The sequence below is a fragment of the Novilysobacter selenitireducens genome (assembly GCF_020026895.1).
GTDB classification, from domain to species: Bacteria; Pseudomonadota; Gammaproteobacteria; order Xanthomonadales; family Xanthomonadaceae; genus Lysobacter_C; species Lysobacter_C selenitireducens.
The window spans coordinates 612,049-629,861 of the sequence record NZ_JAINZW010000002.1; the positions used below are offsets into that span (position 1 = coordinate 612,049).

A 17,813-nucleotide genomic window follows, 5' to 3' on the forward strand; every position below is an offset into this window, starting at 1 on the left:
TCAGCCCGGGTAGCTGACGCCGACGATCTCGTACTCGCGCGTGCCGCCGGGCGCCTCGATGGTGACGCTGTCGCCCTCGTGCTTGCCGATCAGGGCACGCGCCACCGGGGAGGACACCGCAATCAGACCCTTTTTGATGTCGGCCTCCAGGTCGCCGACGATCTGGTAGCGCGTCTCCTCGTCGGTGTCGGTGTCGGCCAGCTCGACCACCGCGCCGAACACGATGCGCGAACCGGCGTTGAGCTTGGAGACATCGATGACCTGCGCGTGCGACAGCTCGGCCTCGAGCTGCTTGATGCGCCCCTCGATGAAACCCTGCTGCTCGCGCGCGGCGTGGTACTCGGCGTTCTCCTTGAGGTCGCCGTGGGCGCGGGCTTCGGCAATGGCGTTGATCACCGCCGGGCGCTTGACCGACTTGAGCTCCTCGAGCTCGGCGCGCAGGCGCTGGGCGCCCTGGATGGTCAGGGGTGCTTGCATGGAACGTCCTCTTCCCGGCACGTCGCCGGGCCTTGAATGCGTGAAGCCGGCCCGGGGGGCCGGCATCGAAAAGGGTTGGAACCCGATGTCGCCCGATTGTGGACGATCACCCGGGGGTGGGCGCAACCGGCACCATGAACGGCCGCCGGTTGCGCCGGGAGCGGATCAGGCCGTGCCCAGCTCCGCGTGCAGCTCCTGCAGCGACCAGACCGGGCCGGTGCCACGGAACTCCAGCGAATGCAGGAGCGCGCGCGCGCCGGCGATCGTCGTCGAGTACGTCACCCGGTGCTGCAGCGCCTCGCGTCGGATCGAGAACGAATCGGAGATGGCCTGCCGCCCCTCGGTGGTGTTGACGATGTAGACGATCTCGCCGTTCTTGATCAGGTCGACGATGTGCGGGCGGCCCTCGGCCACCTTGTTGACCGTCTCGCACGCCAGGCCCGAATCGCGCAGGAACGCCGCGGTGCCGTGCGTCGCCACCAGCGTGTAGCCGCGCTCGATCAGGTCACGGGCGATCGGCAGCACGCGCGCCTTGTCCGGGTCGCGCACCGAGACGAACACCTTGCCCTCGGGCTTGAGCTGGCGGATGCCGCCGGCCTCCTGCGCGCGCGCGAACGCCGCGCCGAAGCTGCGACCCACGCCCATCACCTCGCCGGTCGAGCGCATCTCCGGCCCGAGGATCGGGTCCACGCCCTGGAACTTGGCGAACGGGAAGATCGCCTCCTTCACCGAGTAGTAGTCCGGGATGATCTCGGCCGTCGCGCCCTGCTCGGCCAGCGTCTTGCCAGCCATGCAGCGCGCGGCGATCTTGGCCAGCGGCATGCCCGTCGCCTTGGAGACGAACGGCACCGTGCGCGAGGCGCGCGGGTTGACCTCCAGCAGGTAGATGGTGTCCTCGAGCCCTTCCTCGCCGGTGCTGGCGGCGGTCTGCACGGCGAACTGGGTGTTCATCAGGCCGACCACGTTGAGCGCCTTGGCCAGCGCCACCACCTGCTCGCGCAGGCGGGCCTGGGTGGCCGGCGAGAGCGAGTACGGCGGCAGCGAACACGAGGAGTCGCCCGAGTGCACACCGGCTTCCTCGATGTGCTCCATCACGCCGCCGATCAGGACGTTGCCGTCCTTGTCGGCAATGATGTCGACGTCCACTTCGACCGCGTTGTCCAGGAACCGGTCGAGCAGCACCGGCGAGTCATTCGACACCTTCACCGCATCGCGCATGTAACGCGCGAGATCGGTATCGGCGTGCACGACTTCCATCGCGCGGCCGCCGAGCACGTAGCTGGGACGCACCACCAGCGGGTAGCCGATCTCGCGCGCCAGCGCCAACGCCTCGTCCGGGTTGCGGGCGGTGCGGTTGGGCGGCTGCTTCAGGCCCAGGTCGTTGACCAGCTTCTGGAAACGCTCGCGATCCTCGGCCAGGTCGATGCTGTCGGGGCTGGTGCCGATGATCGGCACGCCGTTGGCTTCCAGCGCCTGTGCAAGCTTGAGCGGGGTCTGGCCGCCGTACTGGACGATCACGCCGAAGGGCTTCTCCAGCTCGGCGATCTCCAGCACGTCCTCCAGCGTCAACGGCTCGAAGTACAGCCGGTCGGAGGTGTCGTAATCCGTCGACACGGTTTCCGGGTTGCAGTTGACCATGATGGTCTCGAACCCGTCCTCGCGCAGCGACAGCGCGGCGTGCACGCAGCAGTAGTCGAACTCGATGCCCTGCCCGATCCGGTTGGGGCCGCCGCCCAGGACCATGATCTTCCGACGGTCCGACGGCGCGGCTTCGCACTCATCCTCGTAGGTGGAGTACATGTACGCGGTGGTGGTGGCGAACTCTGCCGCGCACGAGTCCACGCGCTTGTAGACCGGCCGCACGCCGAAGGCGCGGCGCAGCGTGCGCACCGCGGTTTCGTCCGTGCCCGTCAACTGCGCCAGGCGCGCGTCGGAGAAACCCATGCGCTTGAGTTCGCGCATGCGCGCGGCGTCCAGCGAGGCCAGCCCGCCATCGGCGACGGCGTTCTCGGCGGCAATGAGCTCTTCGATCTGGTCGAGGAACCACGGATCGACGAACGACATGGCGTGCACGTCCTCGACCGACATGCCGGCACGGAACGCGTCGCCAATGTGGAACATCCGCTCCGGACCCGGCTCCTTGAGCTCGCGGCGCAGGGTGGCGAGGCCCTCCTCGCTGTCCAGGTCCAGCCCGGTGGGGTCGAGGCCGACCTTGCCGGTTTCCAGGCCGCGCAGCGCCTTCTGCAGGGACTCCTGGAAGGTACGGCCCATGGCCATCACCTCGCCCACGGACTTCATCTGGGTCGTCAAGCGCGCATCGGCCTGCGGGAACTTCTCGAATGCGAAGCGCGGGATCTTGGTGACCACGTAATCGATGGTCGGCTCGAACGAGGCCGGGGTCGCGCCGCCGGTGATCTCGTTGCGCAGCTCGTCCAGCGTGTAGCCCACCGCCAGCTTGGCGGCGATCTTGGCGATCGGGAAGCCGGTCGCCTTGGAGGCGAGCGCCGAGGACCGCGACACGCGCGGGTTCATCTCGATCACCACCACGCGTCCGTCGCGCGCATTGATGCCGAACTGCACGTTGGAACCGCCGGTGTCCACGCCGATCTTGCGCAGCACCGCGATCGAGGCATCGCGCAGGCGCTGGTACTCCTTGTCGGTGAGCGTCTGCGCCGGGGCGACGGTGATGCTGTCGCCGGTGTGCACGCCCATCGCATCGAAGTTCTCGATCGAGCATACGATGATGCAGTTGTCCGCCTTGTCGCGGACCACCTCCATCTCGAACTCCTTCCAGCCCAGCACCGACTCCTCGACGAGGATCTCGCTGACGGGCGACAGCTCGAGGCCGCGCTTGGCGATCTCCTCGAACTCTTCCTTGTTGTAGGCGATGCCGCCGCCGCTGCCACCCAGGGTGAAGCTGGGGCGGATGATGGTCGGGAAACCGACCTTGGCCTGGATTTCCACCGCCTGCTCGAAGGTCTTGGCGACCTCGGCCTTCGGGCACTCCAGGCCGATGTCGGCCATCGCCACGCGGAACAGCTCGCGGTCCTCGGCCATGCGGATGGCGTCGCGGCTGGCACCGATCAACTCGACGTTGTACTTCTCCAGCACGCCGTGGTCGGCCAGGTCGAGCGCGCAGTTGAGCGCGGTCTGGCCGCCCATGGTCGGCAGCAGCGCGTCGGGCTTTTCCTTGGCGATGATCTTCTCGACCGTCTGCCAGTTGATCGGCTCGATGTAGACCGCGTCGGCCATCTCCGGGTCGGTCATGATCGTGGCCGGGTTGGAGTTGACCAGGACCACGCGGTAGCCCTCGTCGCGCAAGGCCTTGCAGGCCTGCGCGCCGGAGTAGTCGAACTCGCACGCCTGGCCGATCACGATCGGGCCGGCGCCGATGATCAGGACAGTCTTGATGTCGGTGCGCTTGGGCATGTCAGTTGGCCTCCATGAGCGCAACGAATCGGTCGAACAAAGGGGATACATCGTGCGGGCCGGGGCTGGCTTCCGGGTGCCCCTGGAAACTGAAGGCCGGCGCGTCGGTCAGCTCGATGCCCTGGTTGGAGCCGTCGAACAGCGAGCGGTGGATGACGCGCACGTTGGCCGGCAGCGTGGCCTCGTCGATGGCGAAGCCGTGGTTCTGGCTGGTGATCATCACCCGCTTGCTGTCCAGGTCCTGGACCGGGTGGTTGGCGCCGTGGTGGCCGAACTTCATCTTCACCGTGCTGGCACCTGCAGCCAGCCCGAGCAACTGGTGGCCCAGGCAAATGCCGAACGTGGGCACCTTCGCGGCGATGAACTCGCGGATCGCGGCGATCGCGTAGTCGCACGGTGCCGGGTCGCCCGGGCCGTTGGACAGGAACACGCCGTCGGGCTTCATTGCCAGCACGTCGGCGGCGGGCGTCTGCGCCGGCACCACCGTCACGCGGCAGCCGCGCTCGGCGATCATCCGCAGGATGTTGCGCTTCACGCCGTAGTCGTAGGCCACCACGTGCAGCCGCGCATCGGCGGTATCGAAGGCGTTGCGGTCCAGGTCCAGCTGGCCTTCGGTCCACTCGTAGGCGGACTTCGTGCTGACCTCGCGCGCCAGGTCCATGCCCTTCAGGCCCGGGAACTTGCGCGCGGCCTCGATGGCTTCGTCCCGGTCGATGCGCCCGGCCATCAGCGCGCCGTTCTGCGCGCCGCGGTCACGCAGCAGGCGGGTCAGCTTCCGGGTATCGATGCCGGCGATGGCGACCACGCCGCGCTCGGCCAGCCATTCCGGCAACGGCTGCTGGCTGCGCCAGTTGCTGGGCCGGCGCGGCACGTCGCGCACGATCAGGCCGGCCGACCAGACCTGGGCGGCCTCGTCGTCCTGCGCGGTGCAACCGGTGTTGCCCACGTGCGGATAGGTCAGCGTGACCAGCTGCCGGGCGTAGGACGGGTCGGTGACGATCTCCTGGTAGCCGGTGATCGCGGTATTGAAGACGACTTCGCCGACCGAAAGGCCGGGCGCGCCTACGGAAACGCCCTCGAAGCAGGTGCCGTCTTCGAGTGCGAGGAGTGCAAGTTCAGTCACGTGGGTCGCCTTGGATGCCGGGGGGCTGACTGACCCCGGCGCAGGCCTCGCAGAATGCGGGCTGCAGCAAGGCACGGACGCGGTGCGGGACCGGTCCGGCGAGCGGGGTTCAGGCGAGCGGGAATTCTAGCGACCCGGCGCCCCTCGCGCCAGCACGGAATTCATGCACCAGCCTGGTTTCTGCTCCGTAGGCCGCCTGGCGATGCGCTGGAGCGCCGCGACGGCGGCGCCGCGCAGATCAGAGGAAGAGGTCTGCCACGCGGTAACGGCCCGGCGGCCGGCCCGCGAGCCGCTTGGCGGCCAGCAACGCACCCCGGGCGAAGACGTCGCGGTCGGTGGCGCGATGCACCAGTTCCAGACGCTCGCCCGGGCCGGTCAACTGGACGGTGTGCTCGCCGACGATGTCGCCCGCCCGCAGGGAGGCGTAGCGTGGGCGCAGGCCACCCTGCTCGGCCCGGGAGCCCAGGGCCAGGGCGGTGCCGGACGGCGCGTCCTTCTTGTGGACATGGTGCGACTCAACGATGTCGCAGTCCCAGCCGTGCAGCGCCGCGGCCGCACGCTGGACCAGGTCGCCCAGAACCGCGACCCCCAGGCTGAAGTTGGCCGCCCACAGCACCGGCACGCGCTCGCCAGCCAGGTCGATGGCCCTCTGCTGGCGCTCGTCGAGGCCCGTGGTACCGCTCACCAGCCCGGCGCCGCGCTCCTGGCACATCGCCAGCACCGCCTCGAACCCGTCGGGCAGGCTGAAATCGACGGCGACATCGAACGCCGGCACCCCGTGCGCCTCCGCCACCGCGAACTGCGGCACGCCGTCGATGACACGCTGGGTCGGCTTGCTCCGTGACACCGCGGCCACGACGCGCAGGTCGTCCCGGCCTGCGGCCAGCCGGAGCAGAGCCTGGCCCATGCGGCCGCTGGCGCCGTGGATGAGGATTCGTGCGGGTTCGTTCATCGGCGCAGGCTAATCGTGCAGGGCACGCGGGACAAGGATCGTGGTGGATGCCACGCAGTTCGCTTGAGCCGGATGGCGCTCATTGCACGCGCGTCGTCGCGGGGACGCGCTGACTGCGCTCGGTACCCGGCGTAAGAAAAGAACGCCGCGCTGAAGCAGCACGGCGTTCCATCGATCACATGGCTGGGCAGTCGCTGCCGCGACGCGCGCCGGGTCAGGACGACTTCATTCGATCCCAGACGCCCTTCACCCCATCCAGGAACGTCGACGAGCGCGGCGAATGCTTGCGCGCGCCCTCCCCCACGAACGTGCCTTCGAACTGCTCCAGCAACTCGCGCTGCTGGGCCGTCAGGTTGACCGGGGTTTCCACGACCACCTCGCAGTACAGGTCGCCCGGACGGCGGCTGCGCACGGACTTGACGCCCTTGTCGCGCAGGCGGAACAGCTTGCCGGTCTGTGTCTCGGCCGGGATGCGCAACTCCACCTCGCCATCCAGCGTCGGCACGCGGATGGTGTCGCCGAGGGCCGCCTGCGAAATGCGGATGGGTACTTCGCAGTGCAGGTCATCGCCTTCGCGCTTGAAGATGTCGTGCTCGCGCACCCGCACGTCGACGTACAGGTCGCCCGGCGGCGAGCCCGAGGGGCCGGCTTCGCCTTCGCCCGACAGGCGGATGCGGTCGCCGTTGTCGACGCCGGCCGGAATCTTGACCTGCAGCGTCTTGGTGTCTTCGATGCGGCCCTGTCCGTGGCAATCGCCACACGGGTTGGCGATCGTCTGGCCGCGCCCTCCGCAATGCGGGCAGGCCTGCTGCATCGAGAAGATGCCGCGCTGGAAGCGCACCTGGCCGCGGCCCTGGCAGGTCGAGCAGGTCTCGAGCTTGCCGTCCGCCGAGCCACTGCCGTCGCAGCTGTCGCAGGCGTCAAGCGTCGGCACTTCGATGGTCTTCTCGATGCCGCCGACCGCCTCTTCCAGCGACAGCTCCATCACGTAGCCGATGTCGGCGCCGCGACGCGGGCCGCGTCCGCCGCCCATGCCCCCGCCGAAGATGTTGCCGAAGATGTCGCCAAAGATGTCGCCCATGTCGGCGTGACCGAAGCCACCGCCGTTGCCGCCCATCCCGTGTTCGAACGCGGCGTGGCCGTGCTGGTCGTACATGCGCCGGCGTCCGGCGTCGGACAGCACCTCGTACGCCTCCTTGCACTCCTTGAACGCGGCTTCCGCGGCGGCATCGCCGGGGTTGCGATCGGGGTGGTGCTTCATCGCGCAGCGGCGATAGGCCTTCTTCAGCTCATCGTCGCCGGCGTTGCGGGCCACGCCCAGTACTTCGTAATAGTCGCGTTTGCTCATGTAATGCAGGGAACCGGAAACGGGGAACGGGAATGGAGCGAGGCGCGTCGGGATACGAAAACAGGAACGGGGAACCGGGCCTTGAGGCGGGCGGAGAGTTCACTCCACGCATCCTGTTCCCGATTCCCCATTCCCTGCGTTCGCCTTACTTCTTCCCGTCGTCCTTGACTTCGGTGAACTCGGCATCGACCACGTCGTCGGCCGCCTGGCTCGCCTGCGCCTGACCGGCGTCACCCGCCGGCTGGCCCTGGGTGGCGGCCATCAGCGACTGCGCGGCGGTTTCCAGCGCCCGGCTCTTGGCCTCGATCTGGGCCTTGTCGTCGCCCTTCATCGCGGTCTCGAGCTCGGCAATGGCCGCCTCGGCCGCACCGATCGCCTCGCCCGGCAGCTTGTCGCCGTGCTCCTTGATCGTGCTGCGGGCCATGTGGATCAGGCCGTCGGCCTGGTTGCGCGCCTGCACCAGCTCGTGGAACTTCTGGTCTTCCTCGCGGTTGGCCTCGGCGTCGGCGACCATCTTCTGGATCTCTTCGTCCGACAGGCCCGAGCCGGCCTTGATCTCGACCTTCTGCTCCTTGCCGGTCTTCTTGTCCTTGGCGGTGACGTGGACGATGCCGTTGGCGTCGATGTCGAACGACACCTCCACCTGCGGCATGCCGCGCGGTGCCGCCTCGATGCCGGTGAGGTCGAAGCGCGCCAGCGACTTGTTGTAGCGGGCCTGTTCGCGCTCACCCTGCAGCACGTGCACCGTCACGGCGGACTGGTTGTCCTCGGCGGTGGAGAAGGTCTGCGAGGCCTTGGTCGGCACCGTGGTGTTCTTCTCGATGATCTTGGTGAACACGCCGCCCAGGGTTTCGATGCCCAGGCTCAGCGGGGTCACGTCCAGCAGCAGCACGTCCTTGACGTCGCCGGCCAGCACGCCGCCCTGGATCGCGGCGCCGATGGCCACGGCCTCGTCCGGGTTGACGTCCTTGCGCGGCTCCTTGCCGAAGAACTCGCCCACCGCCTGCTGCACCTTCGGCATGCGGGTCTGGCCACCGACCAGGATCACCTCGCTGATGTCGCTGGCACGCAGGCCGGCGTCATTGAGCGCGATGCGGCATGGCTCGATCGTCTTCTTGACTAGGTCCTCGACCAGCGACTCGAGCTTGGCGCGGGTCAGCTTGATGTTGAGGTGCTTCGGGCCCGTTGCGTCGGCGGTGACGTACGGCAGGTTGACGTCGGTCTGCTGGCTGGAGGACAGCTCGATCTTGGCGCGCTCGGCGGCGTCCTTCAGGCGCTGCAGGGCCAGCGGGTCCTTGCGCAGGTCGATGCCCTGCTCGCGCTGGAACTCCTCCACGAGGTAATCGATGACGCGCTTGTCGAAGTCCTCGCCACCCAGGAACGTGTCGCCGTTGGTGCTGAGCACCTCGACCTGCATTTCGTCGTCGACCGAGGCGATCTCGATGATCGACACGTCGAACGTGCCGCCGCCCAGGTCGTACACGGCCACCTTGCGGTCGCCGCCCTTCTTGTCCATGCCGTAGGCCAGCGCGGCCGCGGTCGGCTCGTTGATGATGCGCTTGACCTCAAGGCCGGCGATCTTGCCCGCGTCCTTGGTGGCCTGGCGCTGCGAATCGTTGAAGTACGCCGGCACGGTGATGACCGCCTCAGTGACGGTCTCGCCCAGGTAGGCCTCGGCGGTCTTCTTCATCTTGGCCAGCACTTCGGCCGAGATCTGCTGCGGCGCCATCTTCTTGCCGTCCTGGGTTGCGACCCAGGCATCGCCGTTCTCGTGCTGGACGATGCTGTACGGCACCAGGTCCAGGTCCTTCTGCACTTCGGCGTCGGTGAACTTTCGGCCGATCAGGCGCTTCACCGCGAAGAAGGTGTTCTTGGGGTTGGTGACGGCCTGGCGCTTGGCCGACGCGCCAACCAGCACTTCGCCGTCCTTGGTGTAGGCGACGATGGACGGGGTGGTGCGGTCGCCCTCCGCGTTCTCGATGACGCGGGCCTTGCCGCCTTCCATGATCGCCACGCACGAATTGGTCGTGCCCAGGTCGATGCCGATGATCTTGCCCATGGTGGTGCTCCCTCTCGAATCTCTGGAATGTTTGGGGCGGCGGGGCCGCCGATGACCGCTATCTGGGGGTCGTGCCCTGCCCTTCAAGGGCCAAGGCACCGCGTACGGGGATGTGTGGCGCGTCAGTCCTGCTGGCTGACCACGACCAGTGCCGGACGCAGCAGGCGGTCGTTCAGCAGCCAGCCCTTCTGGTAGACCTGCACGACGTGCCCGGGCGCGTGCTCCTCGCTGGGCACCATGCTCATGGCCTGGTGGTGATCGGGATTGAACGGCTGGCCCACCGGGTCGACCGGCACCAGGCCGTTGTCGGCGGTGACCTTGAGCAGCTGCCGCAGGGTCAGCTCCATGCCTTCGCGCAAGGCGCTGGCATCGCTGCCCGCCGCGCCGAGGCCGGCTTCCAGGCTGTCGATCACCGGCAACAGGTCGGCCAGCAGACGCTCGTTGGCGAAGCGCCGGGCGGAATCGCGCTCTCGCTCCAGCCGCTTGCGCTGGTTGTCGAGATCGGCGCGCTCGCGCAGCGCCTCCTCGCGTAAACGGGCCAGTTCGGCTTCGAGTTCGGCCGCCCGCGCCTTGTCGCTGGCATCGGAGGCGCCAGCCAGCGGCGCATCGTCCGCCTGCGGGTTTTCGTTGGGATCGATCGATGGTTCTTGATGGGTCATGCCGGGCGGGTCCTGGGCCTGATGGACATGCGCGATGCGCGGGTGGCCCAGCAATGGGGGCAGCCCCCGGCGTTTCAAGCGTCAGGCCGGATCGCGGCCCGGTCCGTCAGCGCGTCGACTGCGGTGCGAACGCCTCGCCCAGGACGCTGGCGGCCGCCTGCACCACCGGAATGACGCGCTGGTAGGCCATGCGCGTCGGGCCGATCACCCCCAGCACGCCCAGCACCTGCCCGTCGGCCGCGTAGGGCGCGGTGACCAGCGACACACCCTCCAGCGGGGCGAGTCCGGTTTCCTCGCCGATGAAGATCTGGACGCCGGGTGCGGACACCGTGCGCTCGAGCAACTGCAGGATTTCGCGCTTGCGGGCGAAGGCGTCGAACAACTCACGCAGGCGATCCACGTCCGACAGCTCATTCAGGCCCATCAGCCGGGTCTGCCCGGCCAGCACCATGTCGTCGCCGCCCGGCGCCAACACCTGCTCGGCCAGTTCGACCGACCGCGCCAGCAACGCCTGCATCTCCGACTGCGCCGATCGCAGTTCGTGCACCAGCGTCGTCCGGATCTCCGCCACCGGGCGGCCTGCAAAGTGCGCGTTGAGGTAGTTGGCGACACGCTCCAGCTCGCCGCCCTCGAACTGCCGGCGGGTCTGGATGATGCGGTTCTGCACTTCGTTGTCGGCGAACACCACGATCGCCAGCACGCGTTCGTTGTCCACCGGCACGAAATCGATGCGCCGGAACGCGAACTGCTCGCGCCGCGGCACGCTGACCACGCCGACGAAATGCGTCATCGCCGACAGCAGCTCGGAGGCGCTGCCCAGCAACGCCTGGGTGCCCGAACCCGGCGGCAACTCGCTGCGCAGGCGCACCACTTCACCTTCCGGCAGCGGCTTGAGCTGCAGGAGGGAGTCGACGAACAGCCGGTAGCCCTGCGCGGTCGGCACCCGGCCGGCGGACGTGTGCGGCGCGGTCAGCAGGCCGGCGTCCTCGAGGTCGCACAGGATGTTGCGGATCGTCGCCGGACTCACGTCCAGCCCCGCGTGCCGGGCCAGCGTCTGCGAGCCCACCGGCTCGCCATCGCGGATATACCGGCCGATCAACGTGCGCAGCAATTGGCGCGCGCGTGGGTCCTGGCTGGGGTCGGCTGGGGTGCGAGGCATGCCCCGGATATAAGGGGGCGGGACGGACGACGCAAGTCGCGGGCCATGCAGCGGATCGCCCTGTGCGACGCACGCCCCTTAGAATCCGCACCCATGCTGACCCACCTCGCGCTCAAGGATTTCGCCGTCGTCCAGTCCGCCGAGCTGGCGTTTGGACCCGGCCTGACCGTGATCTCAGGCGAAACCGGCGCCGGTAAATCGCTGCTGGTCGATGCCCTCGGCCTGCTGTCGGGCCTGCGCGCCGACAGTGGCGTGGTACGCCACGGGGCGAGCCGGGCGGAACTGGTTGCTGAGTTTTCGCTCGCCGACGCGCAGCCGGCCACCGACTGGCTCCGCGAAAATGCACTGGACGAGGACGGCGACGACGGCCGCCACTGCCAGGTACGCCGCGTGGTCCGTGCCGACGGCGGGTCGCGGACATGGATCAACGGCCGCCCCGTCACGGTCGGCCAGCTTGCCGAACTGGCTTCGCATCTGGTCGAAATCCACGGCCAGCACGAGCACCAGGCCCTGCTCTCGCGCCCCAGCCAGCTCGCGCTGCTCGATGCCTACGCGCGCAACGACGCCGAACGGCGCGCCGTCGCCGAGGCCGCGGGCCGCTGGTCGGACCTGCTGGCCGAGCGCGAGCGCCTCACCGCCCAGGGCGATGTCTCCGACCGGATCGGCTGGCTCGAACACCAGCATGCCGAACTGGAACGGGAGACCCTCGACGCCGACAGCCTCGCGCAGCTGAGCATCGACCACCGTCGCAGCGCGCATGCGGCCGGTCTGCTGGAGGCGTGCGAGCGCGCATTCGCGGTCATGGACGGCGACGAGGGGCCATCGATCACCCGCGCGCTGCGGCAGGCGCGGGACACGCTGCAGCGGGTCGCCGAGCACGAGCCGCGGCTCAACGAGGTCGACACGATGCTCGACAACGCGGCCATCCAGCTGGACGAAGCGGCTGTGCTGCTTGACCGCATCCGCGGCGACCTGGACCTCGACCCACAGGCGCTGGAGGCGCTGGAGCAGCGCATGGGCCGCCTGCATGAGCTGGCGCGCAAGCATCGGGTGACGCCCGAGCAACTGGCGGCCAAGCGCGATGAGATCGCCACCGAACTCGAAGCGCTGCGCGGCGCGGACGAGCGCCTGCAGGGCCTCGACGCCGACATCGCTGCGGCAACGCGTGCCTGGCAGGCGGCCGCCGAGGTGCTCGGTGCGACCCGCCGTGATGCCGCCCGCCGACTGTCATCGGACACCTCGGCATTGATCGCCGAGCTGGGCATGGGTGGCGGCGCATTCGACGTTGTGCTGGAGGTACTGGAGACGGTCCGCCCGGACCCGCAGGGCGCCGAACGCGTGGAGTTCATGGTGGCCGCCAACCCCGGCCAGCCGCCGCGCCCGCTGCGCAAGGTCGCCTCGGGTGGCGAGTTGTCGCGTATTTCGCTGGCGATCGAAGTCGCCGCACTCGGCCTGGATGCCGTACCGACGATGGTGTTCGACGAGGTGGACTCGGGCATCGGCGGCGCCGTGGCCGACATCGTCGGACAGAAGCTGCGTGCACTCGGCGAGCGACGCCAGGTGCTGTGCGTCACCCACCTGCCGCAGGTGGCCGCGCAGGGCCACGCGCATTACCGGGTCAGCAAGTCCGCCAGTGACGGCGTCACCCAGAGCGAAGTCCAGGCCCTGGGCGCGAAGCAGCGCCAGGACGAGTTGGCACGCATGCTGGGCGGTGTGGAGATGACCCGCGAGGCCCGGGCCGCCGCGCGCCGCCTGTTGAGCGACGCCGGCTGACGGCACGAGGAGGGGCGGTTCGAAACACGCCCCGCGGATCTCGAACGGTCAGCGCTTCTTGCGTACGTAGAGCACCAGCGAGTGCTCTTCGATCTCATAGCCGTGCTTGGCGGCGATCTTGCGCTGCAGCTCTTCGATCTCCGCGCTTTCGAACTCGATGATCTTGCCCGAGTCGATGTCCACCATGTGGTCGTGGTGGTGGCCGCGGTCCAGTTCGTACACCGACTGCCCCGACTCGAAGTTGTGCTTGAGCACAAGGCCGGCGGACACGAACTGGGTCAGCACGCGATAGACCGTCGCCAGGCCGATGTCCTCCCCCTTCTCCAGCAGGCGCCGGTAGATGTCCTCCGCCGTCATATGGTGGGACTTGGTGCCCTCCAGCAACTCGAGGATGCGCAGGCGCGGGTGCGTCACCTTGAGGCCGACGTTGCGCAGGTCTTGGGATTCCATGGCGAAGTTCCTGGGAAGGTCGTCAGGGAGCGCGCGGAAAGCTCGCGTCCGGATGGGAGGATGGCCGCCGCCAGTGGATGCCGGCAAGCAACGCGGTGGCCGTGCCCGAATGCCGCGTGAATGCGGGACCGGCAGCGGCCTCGCGCCGGGTCGCCAGTGTATCATCGGCCGGTCTTTCGCCCTGCCGTGAAAAACCGAATGCGCAAGCTGCTCCTCGTCCTTCTCGTCGCCGCCTTCACCGCAGGCTGCGGCATCGTCTACCGCCAGCCGATCTACCAGGGCAACCTGCTGGAGAAGACCAACGTCGACCAGTTGCAGGTCGGCATGGGCAAGCCGCAGGTGATCGCGCTGCTGGGCAGCCCGTCGGTTACCGACCCGTTCCACCACGACCGCTGGGACTACACCGCGAGCCAGCGCACCGACCGCCTGGGCCGGACCGAGGTGAAGAACCTCACGCTGTGGTTCGAGAACGATGCGCTGGCGCGCTGGGAAGGTGATTACTTCCCGGAGCAAGACGAGGAAATCGCGCGCAACTCCGTCAGGCAGTTCGGCCGCAACCTGGCCCGCGAGAAGAATTGAGTCGAGGCCGCTGGGCCCGCGATTCCTGCTGTATTCCAACTCAACGCCGCGCGCGGTCCTGCGCGCGGCGTCGCCGTGCGTCCTTGGGGTCGGCCTGCAACGGACGCAGCAGTTCGACGCGGTCGCCGTCACGTAACGCGGTATCGGGATCGGCGCGCTCGCCGTAGATGGCCACACCCGTACATGCCGGGTCTCCATCCATTGCGGCCGCCTTCAGTGCATCGCTGACCGTCGCACCATTCGGCACCTCGACTTCGACACTCTCGAAGCGACCGGGCCACGCGCGGATCACGGCAACCCTCATTCCAGGTCTTCGCGGTCGGCGACGCGGACGAAGTCGTCGACCATGCGGTCGGCCAGCGCCTGGAAGCCGATCGAAAACGCCGGCGACAGCAGCTTGACCGACGGCTCGAAGTCCAAGGTCAGCGTGACCTTGCAGGCGGACTCGTCCAGCGCATGGAATTCCCACCGGCCGCCCAGTCGCCGGAAGGGGCCGTCGACCAGTTTCAGGTCGATGTGGTGTGGGGGGCTCAGCGTGTTTTCGGTGGTGAACCACGTCTTCAGTGCGCCCAACCCCAGGTCCAGCCGCGCCACCATGCGTGCCTCCCCTTCCTCCAGCACCTGGGCCGCGTGGCACCAGTCGAATCGCCGCGGGTAGGCGGCCACGTCGTTGACCAGCGCGAACATACGGGCGGCGGAGTGTTCGACCAGGGCGGAGCGTCGGATCGTCGGCATCGTCAGGAGGCAGTCGGCTTGCAAAGTGGGCCACGTCGCCGGGACGACGCGACCGTAAAGGTTTTCCCTATGCCCGGTACCCGGCATCTGGGACAATGCCGCGATGGCCAAGAACAGCAGCAACAAGGGCGGCAAGGATAAAGGAAAGGCCGCGGGCGGGACGATCGCGCTCAACAAGCGTGCCCGCCACGACTACCACCTGGAACAGCGCTTCGAGGCCGGCCTTGCGCTGCAGGGCTGGGAGATCAAGTCGATCCGGGCCGGGCGCGCCAACATCGGCGAGAGCTACGCGGTGATCCGCGACGGCGAGATGTTCCTGTTCGGGGCACAGATCACCCCGCTGATCTCGGCGTCCACCCACGTGGTGGCCGAGGAACGCCGCACCCGCAAGCTGCTGCTCCACCGCAACGAGATCGACACGCTGATCGGCAAGGTGCAGCGCGATGGCTACACGGTCATCCCCACCGCCCTGTACTGGAAGGGCAACCGCATCAAGGCGGAGCTGGCGCTGGCCAAGGGCAAGCAGAGCCACGACAAGCGCGACGCCAGCAAGCAACGCGACTGGGCGCGCGAAAAGCAGCGCGTAATGCGGCAGCACAACAAGAATGCTTAGCTCGATTTAGGGACTAGAGACTAGAGGCTGGGGGCTGGCATCCGTAGCACCGGAAATGCGGGCCACTGGCTGCGCGCGTCTGGCCACCCCTTCGACGTGGAGTGTCCCCGACCCCGTTGAACCCCAGCCCCATACGGGCGTCATCGCGCGATGCCGTCAGGTTGCCGGATCCAACCCGGGCGCCGCGCCCTCGCCCGGCAGCGTGAACCGGAACGTGGCGCCCTGCCCTTCCGCGCCTTCCGCGCGGATGGTGCCGCCGTGGCGCTCGACGATGCGCTTCACCGTCGCCAGCCCGATGCCATGCCCGGCGAACTGCTCCTGCGCATGCAGCCGCTGGAACGGCCGGAAGAGCTTCTCGACGTAGTCCTGCGGGAAACCCGCGCCGTTGTCGCGCACGTGGAATTCGGTCGTGCCGTCGTCGCGGGTCGTCGCCCCGAACTCGATGCGGGGGCCCTGCGTGCCGCGCGTGAACTTCCAGGCATTGCCCAGCAGGTTCCCTAGGAGGTTGCGGACCAGCGCGGCATCGGCATCGGCGTGCAGGCCCGGGGTGATGTCGATCTCGGGGGCGTGGCCGGCGTCGCCCGCACGCAGCTCCTCCACGACTTCCGCGGCAATGCGGCTCAGGTCGATGCGCTCGATCTTGAGCTCGCCGCGGGTGACGCGCGCGATCTTCAGCAAGGCATCGATCAACTCGCCCATGCGCGATGCCGCTTTGCGCACACGCGCCAGGTAGTCGCGGCCGCTGTCGTCGAGCCGGTCGCCGTAGCGCTCCGTCAGCACGCGACTGAACCCGTCGATCGCGCGCAACGGCGCGCGCAGGTCATGCGAGACGCTGTAGGCGAACGACTCCAGCTCCTGATTGGCCTGGCTCAGCTCGCGCGTGCGCAGCGCGACGCGGGCCTCCAGTGTCCGGTTAAGCGCATGGACGCGCGCTTCGGCGCGCAGGCGCTCCGTCACGTCCTCGACCTGCACCAGGCCGGTGACGTCCTGGCCGACATTGCCGGGCACAGGCGCGTAGGTGAGCTGCGCGTGGCGCGGCAGGCCACCGGCATGGTGGTGCAGGCGCCGCGTGGCCCTGTGCACGCCCTGCTCGGCGCCCGAGCCATGGCCGATCGGCAGCGCCTCCTCGTCCTCGAACAGGGCTTCCAGCTTCATGCCGATCAAGGTGGCCGAGTCCCGCCCGATGATGCGGCCCAAGGCGGGATTGGCCTCGACGATGCGCCCTTCGCTGTCCAGCAGCGCCTTGCCGATGGCCGAATACTCCAGCGCGCTGCGGAAGCGCTGTTCGCTGCGCCGGTAGTCCTCGGTCATGCGCATGGCGAGCGTCTGCGCCCGTGCCTGCGTGCGCGCCAGCACCCAGGCGATGGCGTACATCAGCAACGACGTGAACAACCCCAACGCCAGCAGCGACTGCAGGCCGCTGGGCCCCGACAGGCGCGGCACCGCCTGTGCCAGTGGTGGCGAGTCGAACTCCACCCGCCAGCGCCGGCCGAAATGATCAACATGCCGGGTATGGCGGAACGCGGGGGATGCCTCGATGTCCGACAGCTGGGTGGTGTACAGGAGCTGGTCGCGCCCGTCGGTCACGTCGTAGACGCGGAAGCGCTCGTTCTCGTAAAGGCCGCCCAGGGCCATGTCGACGAAGCCCTGCATGCGGAACGGCATGTAGACCCAGCCCTGCATCGACTCCAGCCGTGCCGCGCGGGTGGCCGGTCGGTCGCCAGCGCGGTAGATCGGCTCGTAAAGGAGCAGCCCGGTTTCCCGATCCACGCCGTCCTGCACGAGGTGCACCGGGCCGGTCAGGCGCGATTCGCCCGACTCCATCGCCGCTTGCATCGCGGCACGGCGCGTCGGCTCGGAGTACATGTCGAAGCCCATCGCTGCAAGATTCTCGGGCGACTTGGGTTCCAGCAGCAGGATCGGCGCGTAGTACGGCCGATGTCCACGCGGTTCGATCTCCAGCAGCCCGTACCCCGACTCGCGCCACTGCGTCTGCAGGATGGGCAGCTCGGAGTGGCTGACGTACGGCGCGAATCCCAGGCCGACCAGCGCCGGGAAGCGCTCCTGGCTGTCCAGGCCCACCGCATAGGAGTGCCATTGCTGCGGGCTGGGTCGCGCGACGGTCGCGAACAGTGCCGAGCCACCCTGCAGCACCAGCTCGAAGTTGCTCATGCGCTCGCGAAGCAGGTAGACCACTTCGTCCGTCCGCGCCACGAAGCGCGCCCGTGCCGTGGCCACTTCACGCTCATACGCCGCCCGCCAGGTCACGAAGACGATCAGCAGCGAGCCGATGAGTACTGCGAGCGCCAGCACGTGTCCGCCGCGCGAAGGCGATGCCGTCCTGACGTCGTCTGGCTGGGGGGGCTGGGCTGATTCGGACATGGGCCTGCAAGCATACAAGCCCGCGTGCCGCCGGGCGCAGATGAACGCCACCTTCGGCCACCCATCGCGGGCATT

Annotated in this window: 15 protein-coding genes; 3 read left to right on the top strand and 12 right to left on the bottom strand. The window is 68.5% G+C overall.

What is annotated here, in order from left to right; translation table 11 throughout:
- The 8 genes from greA to hrcA all read right to left on the bottom strand — a co-directional run bounded on the left by greA (nucleotide 1) and on the right by hrcA (nucleotide 11,206).
- Nucleotides 1-477 carry a transcription elongation factor GreA gene (greA, locus tag K6753_RS06550; protein WP_223675501.1) on the bottom strand — a complete coding sequence of 159 codons (477 nt, stop codon included), beginning with the start codon at nucleotides 475-477 and terminating at the stop codon, nucleotides 1-3.
- Between the two features lie 165 nt (nucleotides 478-642).
- Nucleotides 643-3,906, bottom strand: a complete 3,264-nt coding sequence (gene carB / locus K6753_RS06555) for a carbamoyl-phosphate synthase large subunit (protein WP_223675502.1) — start codon at nucleotides 3,904-3,906, stop codon at nucleotides 643-645.
- Nucleotide 3,907: 1 nt separating this feature from the next.
- Entirely contained in the window at nucleotides 3,908-5,029 is a 1,122-nt protein-coding gene (gene carA / locus K6753_RS06560; RefSeq protein ID WP_223675504.1) for a glutamine-hydrolyzing carbamoyl-phosphate synthase small subunit, read from the bottom strand.
- Between the two features lie 238 nt (nucleotides 5,030-5,267).
- Entirely contained in the window at nucleotides 5,268-5,981 is a 714-nt protein-coding gene (dapB, locus tag K6753_RS06565; RefSeq protein ID WP_223675506.1) for a 4-hydroxy-tetrahydrodipicolinate reductase, read from the bottom strand.
- Between the two features lie 214 nt (nucleotides 5,982-6,195).
- Nucleotides 6,196-7,329 (bottom strand): molecular chaperone DnaJ, encoded by a 1,134-nt coding sequence (gene dnaJ / locus K6753_RS06570; RefSeq protein ID WP_223675508.1) that lies wholly within the window; start codon nucleotides 7,327-7,329, stop codon nucleotides 6,196-6,198.
- 145 nt (nucleotides 7,330-7,474) lie between these two features.
- On the bottom strand, nucleotides 7,475-9,388 hold the full coding sequence (dnaK, locus tag K6753_RS06575; protein ID WP_223675509.1) for a molecular chaperone DnaK: 1,914 nt from the start codon (nucleotides 9,386-9,388) through the stop codon (nucleotides 7,475-7,477).
- A gap of 122 nt (nucleotides 9,389-9,510) precedes the next feature.
- Nucleotides 9,511-10,047 carry a nucleotide exchange factor GrpE gene (grpE, locus tag K6753_RS06580; protein ID WP_223675511.1) on the bottom strand — a complete coding sequence of 179 codons (537 nt, stop codon included), beginning with the start codon at nucleotides 10,045-10,047 and terminating at the stop codon, nucleotides 9,511-9,513.
- Between the two features lie 106 nt (nucleotides 10,048-10,153).
- Entirely contained in the window at nucleotides 10,154-11,206 is a 1,053-nt protein-coding gene (gene hrcA, locus K6753_RS06585; RefSeq protein WP_223675513.1) for a heat-inducible transcriptional repressor HrcA, read from the bottom strand.
- A 93-nt stretch (nucleotides 11,207-11,299) separates the two neighbouring features.
- On the opposite strand from hrcA, the gene recN reads away from it, so the two are divergent.
- On the top strand, nucleotides 11,300-12,979 hold the full coding sequence (recN, locus tag K6753_RS06590; RefSeq protein ID WP_223675515.1) for a DNA repair protein RecN: 1,680 nt from the start codon (nucleotides 11,300-11,302) through the stop codon (nucleotides 12,977-12,979).
- Nucleotides 12,980-13,027: 48 nt separating this feature from the next.
- Here the strand turns inward: recN and fur are convergent, their stop codons facing one another.
- Nucleotides 13,028-13,429, bottom strand: a complete 402-nt coding sequence (gene fur / locus K6753_RS06595; RefSeq protein ID WP_223675517.1) for a ferric iron uptake transcriptional regulator — start codon at nucleotides 13,427-13,429, stop codon at nucleotides 13,028-13,030.
- Nucleotides 13,430-13,627: 198 nt separating this feature from the next.
- On the opposite strand from fur, the gene K6753_RS06600 reads away from it, so the two are divergent.
- Nucleotides 13,628-14,008, top strand: a complete 381-nt coding sequence (locus tag K6753_RS06600) for an outer membrane protein assembly factor BamE (RefSeq protein ID WP_223675518.1) — start codon at nucleotides 13,628-13,630, stop codon at nucleotides 14,006-14,008.
- A gap of 40 nt (nucleotides 14,009-14,048) precedes the next feature.
- On the opposite strand, the gene K6753_RS06605 is transcribed toward K6753_RS06600, so the two are convergent.
- Together K6753_RS06605 and K6753_RS06610 are read right to left on the bottom strand one after the other, a co-directional pair.
- The gene (locus K6753_RS06605) at nucleotides 14,049-14,312 is read right to left on the bottom strand and encodes an RnfH family protein (protein ID WP_223675520.1); all 264 of its coding nucleotides are present in this window, start codon (nucleotides 14,310-14,312) and stop codon (nucleotides 14,049-14,051) included.
- Nucleotides 14,309-14,743, bottom strand: coding sequence for a type II toxin-antitoxin system RatA family toxin (locus K6753_RS06610; RefSeq protein ID WP_223675522.1), 435 nt, complete (start codon nucleotides 14,741-14,743; stop codon nucleotides 14,309-14,311). The genes K6753_RS06605 and K6753_RS06610 overlap by 4 nt, the downstream gene beginning before the upstream one ends.
- A 103-nt stretch (nucleotides 14,744-14,846) precedes the next feature.
- On the opposite strand from K6753_RS06610, the gene smpB reads away from it, so the two are divergent.
- Nucleotides 14,847-15,356, top strand: coding sequence for an SsrA-binding protein SmpB (gene smpB / locus K6753_RS06615; protein ID WP_223675524.1), 510 nt, complete (start codon nucleotides 14,847-14,849; stop codon nucleotides 15,354-15,356).
- Nucleotides 15,357-15,512: 156 nt separating this feature from the next.
- On the opposite strand, the gene K6753_RS06620 is transcribed toward smpB, so the two are convergent.
- On the bottom strand, nucleotides 15,513-17,738 hold the full coding sequence (locus K6753_RS06620) for a CHASE domain-containing protein (protein WP_223675526.1): 2,226 nt from the start codon (nucleotides 17,736-17,738) through the stop codon (nucleotides 15,513-15,515).
- Nucleotides 17,739-17,813: the final 75 nt, after the last annotated feature.

Excerpts from the sequence above, each read along its gene's own strand:
- greA (WP_223675501.1), bottom strand. The coding sequence starts at position 477 with ATGCAAGCACCCCTGACCATCCAGGGCGCCCAGCGCCTGCGCGCCGAG.
- carB (WP_223675502.1), bottom strand. The coding sequence starts at position 3,906 with ATGCCCAAGCGCACCGACATCAAGACTGTCCTGATCATCGGCGCCGGC.
- dapB (WP_223675506.1), bottom strand. The coding sequence starts at position 5,981 with ATGAACGAACCCGCACGAATCCTCATCCACGGCGCCAGCGGCCGCATG.
- dnaJ (WP_223675508.1), bottom strand. The coding sequence starts at position 7,329 with ATGAGCAAACGCGACTATTACGAAGTACTGGGCGTGGCCCGCAACGCC.
- dnaK (WP_223675509.1), bottom strand. The coding sequence starts at position 9,388 with ATGGGCAAGATCATCGGCATCGACCTGGGCACGACCAATTCGTGCGTG.
- grpE (WP_223675511.1), bottom strand. The coding sequence starts at position 10,047 with ATGACCCATCAAGAACCATCGATCGATCCCAACGAAAACCCGCAGGCG.
- hrcA (WP_223675513.1), bottom strand. The coding sequence starts at position 11,206 with ATGCCTCGCACCCCAGCCGACCCCAGCCAGGACCCACGCGCGCGCCAA.
- recN (WP_223675515.1), top strand. The coding sequence starts at position 11,300 with ATGCTGACCCACCTCGCGCTCAAGGATTTCGCCGTCGTCCAGTCCGCC.
- fur (WP_223675517.1), bottom strand. The coding sequence starts at position 13,429 with ATGGAATCCCAAGACCTGCGCAACGTCGGCCTCAAGGTGACGCACCCG.
- K6753_RS06600 (WP_223675518.1), top strand. The coding sequence starts at position 13,628 with ATGCGCAAGCTGCTCCTCGTCCTTCTCGTCGCCGCCTTCACCGCAGGC.
- K6753_RS06605 (WP_223675520.1), bottom strand. The coding sequence starts at position 14,312 with ATGAGGGTTGCCGTGATCCGCGCGTGGCCCGGTCGCTTCGAGAGTGTC.
- K6753_RS06610 (WP_223675522.1), bottom strand. The coding sequence starts at position 14,743 with ATGCCGACGATCCGACGCTCCGCCCTGGTCGAACACTCCGCCGCCCGT.
- smpB (WP_223675524.1), top strand. The coding sequence starts at position 14,847 with ATGGCCAAGAACAGCAGCAACAAGGGCGGCAAGGATAAAGGAAAGGCC.
- K6753_RS06620 (WP_223675526.1), bottom strand. The coding sequence starts at position 17,738 with ATGTCCGAATCAGCCCAGCCCCCCCAGCCAGACGACGTCAGGACGGCA.